Source organism: Symbiobacterium terraclitae, from assembly GCF_017874315.1.
In the GTDB taxonomy this organism is placed as follows: Bacteria; Bacillota; Sulfobacillia; order Symbiobacteriales; family Symbiobacteriaceae; genus Symbiobacterium; species Symbiobacterium terraclitae.
Window position 1 is genome coordinate 25,249 of sequence record NZ_JAGGLG010000003.1, and the last position, 12,488, is coordinate 37,736.

Annotated in this window: 12 protein-coding genes; all 12 read right to left on the reverse strand. The window is 68.8% G+C overall.

The window, feature by feature from the left end; all coding sequences use genetic code 11:
* Positions 1-402: 402 nt before the first annotated feature.
* Positions 403-3,219, reverse strand: a complete 2,817-nt coding sequence (ileS, locus tag J2Z79_RS02530; protein WP_209465289.1) for an isoleucine--tRNA ligase — start codon at positions 3,217-3,219, stop codon at positions 403-405.
* A 467-nt stretch (positions 3,220-3,686) separates the two neighbouring features.
* Positions 3,687-4,229 (reverse strand): DivIVA domain-containing protein, encoded by a 543-nt coding sequence (locus J2Z79_RS02535; RefSeq protein ID WP_209465290.1) that lies wholly within the window; start codon positions 4,227-4,229, stop codon positions 3,687-3,689.
* Positions 4,230-4,241: 12 nt separating this feature from the next.
* Complete coding sequence (locus tag J2Z79_RS02540) at positions 4,242-4,523, reverse strand: YggT family protein (protein WP_209465291.1); 282 nt, start codon at positions 4,521-4,523, stop codon at positions 4,242-4,244.
* A 37-nt stretch (positions 4,524-4,560) separates the two neighbouring features.
* Positions 4,561-5,178, reverse strand: a complete 618-nt coding sequence (locus tag J2Z79_RS02545) for a cell division protein SepF (protein WP_209465292.1) — start codon at positions 5,176-5,178, stop codon at positions 4,561-4,563.
* A 50-nt stretch (positions 5,179-5,228) separates the two neighbouring features.
* Complete coding sequence (locus J2Z79_RS02550; protein ID WP_342589401.1) at positions 5,229-5,921, reverse strand: YggS family pyridoxal phosphate-dependent enzyme; 693 nt, start codon at positions 5,919-5,921, stop codon at positions 5,229-5,231.
* A gap of 49 nt (positions 5,922-5,970) precedes the next feature.
* Positions 5,971-7,368 carry an HlyD family efflux transporter periplasmic adaptor subunit gene (locus tag J2Z79_RS02555; protein ID WP_209465293.1) on the reverse strand — a complete coding sequence of 466 codons (1,398 nt, stop codon included), beginning with the start codon at positions 7,366-7,368 and terminating at the stop codon, positions 5,971-5,973.
* An 18-nt stretch (positions 7,369-7,386) separates the two neighbouring features.
* Positions 7,387-8,226, reverse strand: coding sequence for a peptidoglycan editing factor PgeF (pgeF, locus tag J2Z79_RS02560; RefSeq protein ID WP_209465294.1), 840 nt, complete (start codon positions 8,224-8,226; stop codon positions 7,387-7,389).
* A gap of 168 nt (positions 8,227-8,394) precedes the next feature.
* Positions 8,395-8,640, reverse strand: coding sequence for a YlmC/YmxH family sporulation protein (locus J2Z79_RS02565; protein ID WP_209465295.1), 246 nt, complete (start codon positions 8,638-8,640; stop codon positions 8,395-8,397).
* Between the two features lie 70 nt (positions 8,641-8,710).
* Positions 8,711-9,301, reverse strand: coding sequence for a stage II sporulation protein R (gene spoIIR, locus J2Z79_RS02570; protein ID WP_209465296.1), 591 nt, complete (start codon positions 9,299-9,301; stop codon positions 8,711-8,713).
* Between the two features lie 196 nt (positions 9,302-9,497).
* Positions 9,498-10,271: an RNA polymerase sporulation sigma factor SigG gene (gene sigG / locus J2Z79_RS02575; RefSeq protein ID WP_209465297.1), complete on the reverse strand. Its 774-nt coding sequence runs from the start codon at positions 10,269-10,271 to the stop codon at positions 9,498-9,500.
* 137 nt (positions 10,272-10,408) lie between these two features.
* Positions 10,409-11,164, reverse strand: coding sequence for an RNA polymerase sporulation sigma factor SigE (gene sigE, locus J2Z79_RS02580; protein ID WP_209465298.1), 756 nt, complete (start codon positions 11,162-11,164; stop codon positions 10,409-10,411).
* The gene (gene spoIIGA / locus J2Z79_RS02585; protein ID WP_209465299.1) at positions 11,148-12,104 is read right to left on the reverse strand and encodes a sigma-E processing peptidase SpoIIGA; all 957 of its coding nucleotides are present in this window, start codon (positions 12,102-12,104) and stop codon (positions 11,148-11,150) included. The genes sigE and spoIIGA overlap by 17 nt, the downstream gene beginning before the upstream one ends.
* Positions 12,105-12,488 lie beyond the last annotated feature (384 nt).

The window sequence follows — 12,488 nt, forward strand, 5'->3', positions numbered from 1 at the left end:
CCATGCCTGGCAGCCCAGGTCTGGCGGGCGGCGCTGGGGGAGGCCCACACCGCCGTCGCGCATCCGTTCTGTTCGGCCTCACTGTTGATGCGCAGGAAAGGGGCTGGGGCTGGCCAAGACCCTCTCGATTCGGCCCCCTCCCCCTCCCTGGAGCCGGCCAGGTCATCAACAGTGAACACGAACAGAGCGCAATGCGGGCGAGAGGACACCCCCCGCCCTCCGGCGGTCGTACATATGCAGAACCTTATATGCCGAAACATCAAGGGCGATCTCCGCCCCCCACAAAGTGCGCCACGAAGCGCCGGCGCAGCGGTCCCATGGCGCGCAGACCCCCGTGAAGGACCGGACAACGAGCCCGTCCTTCACGGGGGTCACGGTTGCCGCAGCCTCAGCCGGCAGCCATCAGGCCTCCTCGAGGTTCATCGCCAGCACGACCCCGGCGCAGCGCTCGCACAGCGTCGGGTGCTGCTCGATCTTTCCGAGCTCCCGGTAGTTCCAGCAGCGCTCGCACTTCTCGCCAGAGGCCTTGACCACCTCGACGGAGAGGTCGCCGGGGCCCTCGCCGAAGTAGGCGCCGCTGGGAGCGGACTGGCCGCCCACGAAGACCTTCACGTCGGACACGATGAAGATCGAGGGCAGGTCGGGCAGGTGCTTGTTGAGCAGCTCGGCGAGCGAGCCCTCGCCGCCGGTGGTGTACAGGTTGACGGCGGCCTCCTGGCTCGAGCCGATCAGCTTGTCGGCCCGGGCCCGCTCCAGCACCAGCTGCACGGCCTCCCGCACCTCCATCAGCTTCTCCCACTCCTCGGCCAGCGGCTGGTCGAGGTAAGTAGGATCAACCTGCGGCATCGTGAGCAGCTGGCACGTGGCGGGCGAGTCGGCCGGCTTGGGCAGGTAGCCGTATGCCTCCTCGGCGGTGAAGGAGAGGATCGGCGTGAGCATGCGGATCAGGGCGTCGGCCACGTGGTACAGGACGGTCTGGGCCGAGCGCCGCTCCAGGGAGGTGGCACCGCTGGTGTACAGCCGGTCCTTCAGGATGTCGAGGTAGACGGCCGAGAGGTCCACCGAGCAGTAGTTGTTCAGGGTGTGGTACACCACGTGGAACTCGTACTCCCGGTACGCCTCGGAGACCCTCCCCACGACCTCCTGCAGCCGGTGCATCTGCCACCGGTCGATGTCGAGCATGTCGTCCCGCTCGACCATGTCGGTCTCGGGGTTGAAGTCGTACAGGTTGCCCAGCAGGTAGCGCAGGGTGTTGCGGATCTTCCGGTAGGCGTCGGCCACCTGCTTCAGGATGTTCTCGGAGAGCGCCATGTCGTTGCGGTAGTCGGTTGAGGCCACCCAGAGCCGCAGGATGTCGGCGCCGTACTGCTGGATCACCTTGGCCGGGTCGACGACGTTGCCCAGCGACTTGGACATCTTCCTGCCCTGCTCGTCGACGGTGAAGCCGTGGGTGAGCACCGCCTTGTAGGGCGGACGGCCGTCCCGCGCCACCACCGCGGTGAGCAGCGACGACTTGAACCAGCCGCGGTGCTGGTCGGAGCCCTCCAGGTACAGGTCAGCCGGCCAGTTCAGCTCGGGACGGGTCTCGAGCACGCCGACGTGGCTGGAGCCGGAGTCGAACCAGACGTCGAGGATATCCTTCTCCTTGTGGAAGGTGCGGGAGCCGCACTTGGCGCAGGTGAGTCCTCCCTCGGGCATGAAGTCCTCAGCCGGCCGGCGCCACCAGGCGTCGGAGCCCTCAGTGCGGAAGATCTCCGCGACCCGGGCGAACACCTTCGGCTCGAACGACGGCTCGTTGCAGGCCGAGCAGGTGAGGATGGGGATCGGCAGGCCCCATGAGCGCTGCCGGCTGATGCACCAGTCCGCCAGGCCGTCGATCATGTTGTACATGCGGTTGTAGCCCCACTCGGGGATCCACTTGACGTGGTTCATGGCCTCCTTGGCGGCATCCATGAACCCCTCCACCCGCACGAACCACTGCACCGTGGCCCGGTAGATCACCGGGTTCTTGCAGCGCCAGCAGTGGGCGTACTGGTGGCGGATCTTGCCCTGGCCCAGCAGCATGCCGGCCTCGTCCAGGGCCCGGATGATCTCCGGGTTCGCCTTCTCGATGAACATGCCGGCGAAGGGACCGGCCTCGGCGGTGAAGACGCCCTTGTCATTCACCGGGTTGAGCACGGGCAGCCCGTACTTCTGGCCGACCTCGAAGTCCTCGTGGCCGTGGCCGGGCGCAGTGTGGACCAGGCCGGTGCCGTCCTCGGTGGTGACGTGCTCGCCCAGGATGACCGGCGAGACCCGGTCGTAGAGCAGGTGCCGGTAGGTGATCCCCTCCAGGTCGGTGCCCTTCAGCGTGGCGGTCGCCTCCACGGCCGGCAGCGAGACGGCCGCGAAGAACTTCTCCGCCAGGGCAGTGGCCAGGACGAGGGTCCCTTTCTCGGTGGGGTAGACGCCGTACTCGACGTCGGGGTGCACGGCCACGGCCAGGTTTGAGGGGATGGTCCACGGGGTCGTGGTCCAGATCACCAGGTAGCTGCCCTCGGGCAGCCGGCCCCGGGCGTCGACCACGGGGAAGCGGACGTAGATCGAGAAGGAGGTCTTCTCGTTGTACTCGATCTCCGCCTCGGCCAGGGCGGTCTCGCAGTAAGGACACCAGTAGACTGGCTTCAGGCCGCGGTAGATGTGGCCCTGGGCGGCCATGGCGCCGAAGACCTCGACCTCCTTGGCCTCGAACTCAGGGGTAAGCGTCTTGTAGGGGTGCTCCCAGTCGCCCCGGACCCCCAGCCGCTTGAACTGCTCCCGCTGGACGTCGAGCCAGTGGTGGGCGAACTCGTGGCAGCGCGCCCGCAGCTCCAGCGGATCGATCTTGCTGCGGTCGATCTTCATCTCCTTGAGCGCCCGCAGCTCGATGGGCAGCCCGTGCATGTCCCAGCCGGGCACGTACGGGGCGTCGTAACCGGCCATGGTGGCGTGCTTGACGATGATGTCCTTGAGGATCTTGTTCAGTGCGGTGCCCAGGTGGATGTCGCCGTTGGCGTAGGGCGGGCCGTCGTGCAGGACGAACTTCGGCCGGCCGGCCGTCGCCCGCTGGACGGTGTTGTAGAGGTCCATCTCCTCCCATGCCTTGAGCTGCTCGGGCTCCCGGGTCGGCAGGTTCGCCCGCATCGGGAAGGCGGTCTGAGGCATGTTCAGCGTCGCCTTGTAGTCACGTTTCTCAGACATCAGCGCAACTCCTTCCGGAAGAACTGACAAGCCCCGCCCCCGGTAAGGGGCGAGGCTGTGCTCGCGGTACCACCCTTGTTGTGCGACAGGATGGCCAATGCCCATGCCTTGGCTTCTGCCTCCAGCTTGGCTGCTGCCTATGCCTAGGCATCTGCTGCAACTCGGCCGCTGCCTATGCCTAGGCGTCTGCCTCCGGCTCGGCCGGTGGCAACGGTTGGCCTGCTTCCTGTCGACGACTCTGGCGCCCTCTAACGGAGGCGACCCCGCCTGCGCCTACCCCCAGGCGTGAACCGCACAGGGCTCGGGCAGGAGCTCCGAGGTGATCTTCACGGGCTGCGTCCGGGACCGGTCTCGCACCGAGGTGACCGGCTCTCTGCCCCGCGTCCACCCGCTACTCGTCCTCATCATCGCCGGATTCGTTATTGGGCTAGATTACCATGCGGAGCCCGGGCTGTCAATCCCGGGATCTACCGGGCGACGCCACCCTGGGATGCGGGACCCCGGCGGTCGTCGGGCCGCGCCTCCCGGGCGTCGCTGAACTGGGCGGCGGCGACGGCGCTCAGCGGGTCGGGGAGCGCATCCAGGGCCTCCAGCTGCGACTGCAGCAACGCCCGCACCTGGGTGCGCAGGGTCTCGACCACCCGGATCAGATCGCTGTTGTCAGCCATGATCTGCCGGGCCTTGGCCTGGCCGTTCTCCAGCATGCGCTCCACCTGCGCCCTGGTCTGGCTGAGCAGCAGGTCGGCCTCACGGCGGGCGCTCTCCTTGATCTCCTCGGCCGCCTGCTCGGCGAGAACCAGGGTGCGGTTGATCGTCTGCTCCAGGTTCTGGTACTGCTCCAGCCGCTGGGTCAGGTTCGCGATCTGCTCCCGCAGGCTGGCGTTCTCGCGGATGAGCTGCTCGAACTCCTGAACCACCCGGTCCAGGAAGTCGTCCACGGCGTCGCGGTCGTAACCGCGCATCCGCACGGGAAACTCCTTGTTGCTGATATCCACAGGCGTCAGCGCCATCTTGCTCTCCTCCTAGTACGGGAGCAGCCCCCACACCATGCGCCGCACGAGCGACAGGAGGATCATCAACACGAAGGGGGAGAAGTCGATCATACCCGTGCTGGGCAGGATGTTGCGGATGGGAGCCAGCAGCGGTTCCGTACCCCGCCACACATACTCCTCAATCGTAAAGAACCAGCTGTTACTGCTGGTTCGATAACGAGGGCGGAACCACGACATGAGAACACGCGCCCAGACCAGCGCCTCCAGAATGCTCAGGAAGATGCTGATCGCGCGGAACAGCACTGGCATCATTCAGGTTTGGTCTCCTCTCCGTGGGGTCCGGGACCGCCTACTCGCTGCGCCAGTCGAACTTCGACCGGTCGACGGCCGTACGGTCGCCTTCCTCCTTCCGCCCGGTGGCCCGGGCGAGGAGATCGCTCTCACGGCTGCCGGCCGACTGGCCCGTCAGCTTCTCGAGCACGCCGGGGGGCAGGTCGACGGCGCCGCCGCCGATGGCCGTCCCGGTCAGCCCGCGGCCCATGGTGGAGACGTCCACCCCGGGCGGAGCGTAGAAGAAGATGCCCGCGGAGACGCGCTGTGTCTCGCCGTTCAGGGCATAGATGGCCCCGTTGAGGAAGTTGAGGATCTTCTGAGCCAGATCCTTGTCGAGGGACTCGAGGTTCAGGATGACCGGCCGCCGGGCCTTCATCTGGTCGACGATCGTCTGGACCTCCTCAAAGGACCGGGGCTCCACGACGATGACCTTGACGGCCCCCTTGTTGGATGGGACGGCGCTGATGGGCACCACCTTGTCGCGCCGGTCCGACGCGGCCGAACGGCGGGGCTCCTCCTGGTAGGCGACCGGAGCAGCCTCCTCCTCCAGTTCCTCGTCCTCGAACTCGTCCTCCTCGGGACCGAACCCCAGGTAGTCAACCAGTCGATTCCACAGTCCCGGCTTGTTCGGCATGTGCAGGTTACCTCCCCGGGTGCTTCTGGTGTACCCCAAACGTGCGCCCCTCAGTCCCGCGGGCCGAAGATCGCCGTGCCGACGCGGACCAGGGTGGCGCCCTCCTCTACCCCGACGACGTAGTCGCCGGACATGCCCATCGACAGGTGCTCCATGCTGATGCCCTCGAGCCCAAGATCCCGCACCTGGTCCCGCAGCTCCCGCAGGCGGCGGAAGTAGGGCCGGGCCTTTTCGGGGTCGTCGACCAGCGGGGCCATGGTCATCAGGCCGCGCACCCGCACCCAGCGCTGCCCTGCGACGAGGCGCAGGAACGGTTCCAGATCGGCGGGGGCCAGGCCTTGCTTGGTATGCTCGCCGGATACGTTCACCTGGACCAGCGCATCGCACGGGCGCCCGCGGCGCTCGCACTGCTTGACCAGCTCTTCCAGGAGCGAGACCCGGTCCAGCGAGTGGATCAGGTCTGCCCACTCCAGGGCCTGCTTGACCTTGTTGGTCTGCAGGGTGCCGATCAGGTGCCAGGTCGGCTGCTGGGCCTGCAGGAAGGGGGCCTTGGACCGCAGCTCCTGCACGCGGTTCTCGCCCAGGTGGCGGACGCCGGCGGCGAGGGCCTCCTCGATCTCGGCGACCGTCCGGGTCTTCGTGACGACCACCAGCGTCACCTCAGCCGGGTCGCGCCCGGCCCGCAGTGCGGCCGCGCGGATCTCTCCCAGCACTGACCCTATGTTTTCCATGATCTTCGACACCACGAACCAACTTCCCTTCCAATGCCGGATGGATTTCCCACCTCAGCATTTACTCTGCCAGCCGCTGCGCCGCAGGGGGAGGCGGCTCCGTCAGCACCTCTGCGTCGGGCGACAGGTCTGCCTCCACCGCCACCTCGTCGTCCGTGCCGCCGAGGACCCGCGCCGGCACGAAGCGGTAGCCGATCCGCCGGGCGACCCACACCCCGGTCCGGCCGCCTTCCACATCCACCGCCGACCGGGGCAGGATGGTGCCCTCGTACTCGGCCAGCAGCAGCGCGACCCGGATCCGCCGCACCCGCAGCGCATCGGCGGACGGGAGCGGCGCCGACAGGTGGAGCAGCACGTGCTCGCCCTCCTCGGCGATCCGGAGCACCGTTGCCTCCAGGGGCAGGTCCCGCCCGGCCACCTTCAGGGTGGCCCCGTTTGCGAGCAGGTCGGCGCGGGCCGACTCCGGCAGGCGCTCGGCCGGTACCAGGAGGAGCATCTCCACCTGGAGGTCGTCCACCAGCTTGAACAGGGGGGCGCCCTGCGCGACGGTCCCATGCGGAGCTTCGGTCACATCCGGATACGGCAGGTTCAGCAGCGACGCGGGCCCCCACCCGGCCACGGCCTCTGGCGTGAGGATCTCCTCCAGCCCGTCGGTCTGGTAGAGGACGACGCCCGAGACGTCGGTGGTGACCACCTGCGCCTCACCCACCGGCCACCCGGCTGGGATCTCCGGAGGGTCCTGCGCATCGGGTGGCGAGGTTGGGGACGGAGAGGGCGTGGGCGGGGCAGACGGCAAAGGTGCCGCCTCCGTGCCCGCCCAGGCGGCGTCCAGGCGCAGGGCCGGCAGCAGGGCGTCCTGGGCCCTGGCCAGCTCGTTCAGCCGTTCCTGGTAGGTCGACGTCGGCAGCCCATGGGCCAGGGCCTCGTTCAGGGCGACCGCCGTGGCGTAGATCTCGGCCGCCAGCCGCTCGTACTCCAGCCGGGCCGCCGACGGCACGGTCGGAAGCGACCCGGGATCAGTGCCGGGCGGTGCCGGCGTGGACTCGCTGCCGCCTGCCGGCTCGGCGCCGGTTCCAGCGACCGATTCCGTGCCGGTGCCGACCGCCGCCGCTTCGGTGCCCTCCGACGCCGGAGAGGCTGCGAGGCCTCCCGGGACGAACTCCACGACCGCCCCGCCGACCCGCACCCGTCCGCCCTCGGCAGCCAGGCGGCGGACGGCCCCGGCCTGCGGCGCCCGGACCACCTGCTCCCGGCGGACGATAACCGCATCGGCATCCACGGTAACCGCCAGGGTTCCGATACGCACCCCCGACAGCGGCAGTTCGGACCCCGGGCCGGTGGCCGCCGGCGTGGTCCGGAGCAGGTAGGCTGCGGATGTGACGGCGGCAGCGGCCAGCAGGAGGAGGGGCCACCGGCGGCGGCGCCGCAGCCGGCGCGGCCTGCGGTTGTCGGAACCCATGGCAACCCCCCTCCAGGATCAGATCAGGGCGATGATCGCGGCACCGCGGCCCGCCGTCCCGCCCTCGGCCCGGTGGCTGAACAGCCGGTCGCGCTGGCAGGCGGTGCAGACCTCCGCCAGATGGATATGCCGTACGCCTGCCGACTCGAGATCGAGCCGGTTGGCCGTCCAGAGATCGAGCATGTGGCGCCCCGCGCGGGCGCCCGGGCGCAGCAGGGCCTGGGCCCTGTCGCCGTAGTAGCCGCGCACGGGCCGGACCACGGCGTCGTCCACCTCGTAGCAGCAGGGGCCGATGGACGGCCCGATCGCCGCGTGCACGTCCGCGGGGTCGCAGCCGAAGCGGGCGGCCATGGCCCGCACGGTCGCGGCGGCGATGCCGGCCACGGTACCGCGCCAGCCGGCGTGCGCCACGCCGACTACCCGACGGACGGGATCGTACAGGTAGACGGGGACGCAGTCGGCCGCGGTGACCACCAGGCCCAGGCCGGGCCGGTCGGTGATCAGGGCGTCGGTCTCGGGGATGAGCCGGACCTCGTCGGCGGAACTTGGGGGCAGCGGGCCGTCCGGGTGCACGGCGTCGCCGGTGGCGTCGGGCAGCGCCGCCACCCGGTTGCCGTGCACCAGCCCGGCCATGACGGCCGTGCCCGGCGTCAGACCCAGCGCCGCGATGCTGCGCCGCCGGTTCTCCCGCACGGACTCCGGCTGGTCGCCGACGCTCACGCTCCAGTTGAGGCCCCCGCCCCAGCGGGCGCTCACGCCGCCCTGCCGCCCGGTGAAGACCGCCCGGACGCCCCCCAGCGCCTCCAGTGCGGTCAGGTGCAGCAGCTGCACCCCGTCGTGCTCAACCCATGTGGCCACGCCCACCCTCGGGCCAACCCCTCTCATAGTTCAACTTTCATGCCATCTATTCTACCAGAAAATCGGCGTCTCAGACGCGCTGCGGCGGGGTGAAATGGCGGGAGCGGTTCACCGCACCGGTGAACCGCTCCGTGCTTCCCGTATGTGGACTCAGGCCAGGGTCCGGGTTCAGAGCGGGACTGGCCGCTCGATCTCGACCAGAATGCAGTCTGGCCCGATGCAGACGATCTTGGTCCAGGGGATCACGATGTCGGGGCCGCCGCCCCAGAGGCCGAACCAGCGCCCCTCCCCCGGCACCACGATCGCCGTGATGCGCCCGGACTTCTCGTCGATCTCGATGTCGATCAACTCGCCCAGCCGCCGCCCGGTCCGGATGTCGATCACGTCCTTGCGCAGGTCCGACGCCTTGGCCACCGTGACCGCCCTCCTCCCGCGCTGCTCACCTCATCCTATGCGGCGAGGGCTTGGCCGTTTCCGTGGGCGGTCAGAGCGGGCAGACGCACTGGCAGGGCATCGCCCCGCCGGCGTCGACGACGCCGAACGGATCGGGCCGGCGGCCCGGACCGGCCGCCGGGGCCTGCACCTCGCGGATCGTGTAGCAGAACGACGGGTAGACCAGGCACCAGAAGTTCGCACCCGCCGCATCGCCGATCAGGATGCGCAGGGCCCGGTACCGGCCGGCGGGCAGGTAGAGCCCGTCGTAGGCCTTGCCGGGAAAGTCGAAACTGCCCAGTTCGGCCCGCACCGGGTAGGTGAATCCCTGCTCGGCGATGACCGCGGCGGCGGCGCCCTCCAGCTCCCCGAGCAGGCTCCGGATGACCTCCTCAGCCGCCTCCCGGCTTCCCGCCCCGGCCAGGGCGGGCCGGAGCCGGTCGAGGACGGCGTCGCGCACGTCCAGCTTCAGCGCCTGGTCGGCCTCGTCGTCGCTGTGGGCGATGACGTGGATGCGCACCAGGTTCGGATCGGCCAGCTCGGGCTCGCCAGGCGCCGCGGCCATGGCCAGCATGATGCCCCCGCCCGCCTGGACGAGGCCCAGGGCAATCAGGAGCCAGCCGGTAATCAGCTTCCGGTTCATCGTTTCTCCTCCCTCGGCGGGGGATACGTCCCCGCCCTCCCAGGAAGAGAGTCTTGCCCGGTTGACGATAATCTAAACAGGGTGACATAAACGGGTGAACGAGGCCGCCCTGCGAACATGCGGCTTGGGCGCGCCGCCGCGCCGGACGCGCCGGGGCCCCACCCGGGTCGGGTGAGGCCCCTGCACTGTGTACCGGTTACACGTACTTGCGCATGTGCGACAGCGCGGCCTTCTCCAGCCGGCTCACCTGCGCCTGGGAGATGCCGATCTCCTCCGCCACCTCCATCTGGGTCTTGCCCTCGAAGAAGCGGAGCGTCAGGATCAGCCGCTCCCGCTCGTTGAGCCGGTGCAGGGCCTGGCGGATGCTGATCCCCTCCAGCCACTGCCCGTCGTGCTCCGACTCGTCGCTGACCTGATCCATGACGTAGATGGGGTCGCCGCCATCGTGGTAGAGCGGCTCGAAGAGCGACACCGGCTCCTGAATCGAGTCCAGGGCGTAGACGATCTCCTCCAGGGGAAGCTTCAGTTCGTCGGCGATCTCCTGGACGGTCGGCTCCCGTGAAAGCTTGCTGACCAGCGTGTCGCGCACCTGCAGCGCCTTGTAGGCGATGTCCCGCAGCGAGCGGCTGACCCGGATCGGGTTGTTGTCGCGCAGGTAGCGCCGGATCTCGCCGATGATCATGGGCACGGCGTAGGTGCTGAACTTGACGTTCTGGCTCAGGTCGAAGTTGTCGATCGCCTTCATCAGGCCGATGCAGCCGACCTGAAACAGATCGTCGACGTACTCCCCCCGGTTGTTGAACCGCTGGATGACGCTGAGCACCAGGCGAAGGTTTCCGGTGATCAACTGGTCGCGGGCCGCAGTCTCACCGCTCTGCATCCGCATGAACAGCTGGCGCATCTCGGCATTGGTCAGGACCGGAAGCTTGGCGGTGTTGACCCCGGGTATCTCCACTTTGTTGATCATCATGCCGGGACGATGCCTCCCCCATGGGCGCCGGACGGCTGCCCCATTCATGTGGGAGTATGTCCACGGCTTCCGGGCGCTATTCCGTGTTCAGGAATCGCTTACATATACTGTATACCTGCATAACGTTCCGACACTGGTTATTCCATACGAAGGATCTCCTTCTTCAGCCGCTTGAAGATGCGCTTCTCCAGGCGGGAGATGTAGCTCTGCGAGATGCCCAGCAGGTCGGCCACCTCCTTCTGCGTGCGCTCCCGGCCGTCCGTGAGTCCGAAGCGCAGCTCCATGATGCGCTTCTCCCGGCCGGTCAGCTTGGCCATCGCCTTGCGCAGCAGGATGCGGTCGACCTCCTCCTCGAGGCCGCGGTAGATGATGTCACCGTCCGTGCCCATCACGTCCGAGAGGAGGAGTTCGTTGCCCTCCCAGTCCTTGTTGAGCGGCTCGTCGAAGGAGACCTCGCTCCGGGTGCGTGAGGAGCGACGCAGGTACATCAGAATCTCATTCTCAATGCATTTTGAAGCATAGGTGGCCAGCTTGATCCGCTTCGACGGGTCGAAGGTCTTCACCGCCTTGATGAGGCCGATCGTGCCGATGGAGACCAGGTCTTCGACCCAGATGCCCGTGTTGTCGAACTTGCGGGCGATGTAGACGACGAGGCGCAGGTTGCGCTCGATCAGGGTGTTCTTGACGCTCTCATCGCCCTCTGTCAGGCGCATGAGCAGCTCGGCTTCCTCTTCCCCCGTCAGGGGCGGCGGCAGCGCCTCGCTGGAGCCTACGTAGTAGATCGGTCTGGGCTTCAGCAGGCCTCTGGCGACGAGCCAGCGCAGCGCGCGGGTAGACACCCGGAAGAGGACCCCCTGTAGCGCCAGAAGCTGCCTCCTAACGAACGTGTGCATCGGGCCACTCCTCCTCCTTCTCACCGGTGCGGCTCCGCCGTTGATTCCTCCGGGCCGCTGCCGCAATCTCCCCGGGCAGAAGCGCCGCATAGCGCCCTTCCGGATCCAGCGGGTGGGCCGCCAACCCGATATGGCCGCGCACGGGCACCCACTCCCCCCGTCCCAGCGGGCGGACGGCCACGCCGTCGGGCCTGACCACCAGCAGCATCCCGTCGGCCCGCCCCACCGCGGCGTAGGGCACCAGCTGGCACCGGACCTGCCACTCCGGGGGCAGGCCGTCCAGCACGTCCAGCCCGCCGCCCGCAGCGCGGACCACCTCGGGCGGGAGGTGGGCACGCATCCGGTCAGCGGCCACGATGACGACGGGAAGGCCGCTCACGGGGGTGCGCAGGTGGTTGCCCGAGTCCAGCAGTCCGACCAGGGTGGCCCGCCGGTCGTCGAAGAAGACCGCCAGCTCGTAGAGGGCGTCATCAACCTCAGCCCGCTCCCGGTGCACCTGCCAGAGCAGCTGGACGCCGCCGACCGCCACGCCCACCCCGGTGGCCACCAGGATGGCCGGTGGCGAGACGAACAGGTCGGGGCGGCGCTCCTCGAGGAGCCGCAGCAGCCCGCCAGCCAGGGCCAGACCGGTCCAGAAGAAGGCGAACACCGCCGCGAACTGCGACCACGTGCCGGGCCAGACCACCAGCAGGACCAGCAGGGCACTGACCGAGACCACCGCCGCCCCGGAAACCAGCCAGTCCCCCCCACCGCCCGGCCAGGCGGTCGGGAGGACCACCGGCAGCACCGCAAGGGCCGCACCCAGCAGCGCCGCCGCCCAGAGCCTCCAGGTACGCGGGCGCACCCGGGCGACCCGAGCGGCGAACCAGAGCAGCGCCAGGTCGAAGGCGAGGTTGATGACGAACAGGAGCACCTGCCCGACAGCGGTCACTTCACCCACGCCAGGCCCCCCTGCAACGGCTCACCCCATCCCGCAGCGCGAGACTACGAAGCAAGTCCTGCATTTATGCCACCATCTTAGCCCAGCCGCGCTGTCGCTTGTGGTCGCAACGTGACGCCGCCGTTTGACGCATCTTGTCGAACCCCGGGAGCATGCTCATGCCGCCCGGCCATCGACCCGGTCGGGCGGCGGGGGCGCGTCCGTCCGCCCTGGTGGAGGGGGCGCATCGGTCCGTCCTGACGGAGGGAGCGCACCGGCCCTCATCGGCAGGGGAACGCCTGGCCCCGGCCCCGGGGGGTGCTCCCACCCCATCCGTTCTGTTCGGCTTCACTGTTGATGCGGTGGCCCAGGGGGACCCAGCCGACTCCATCCGCTCTGTTCCAC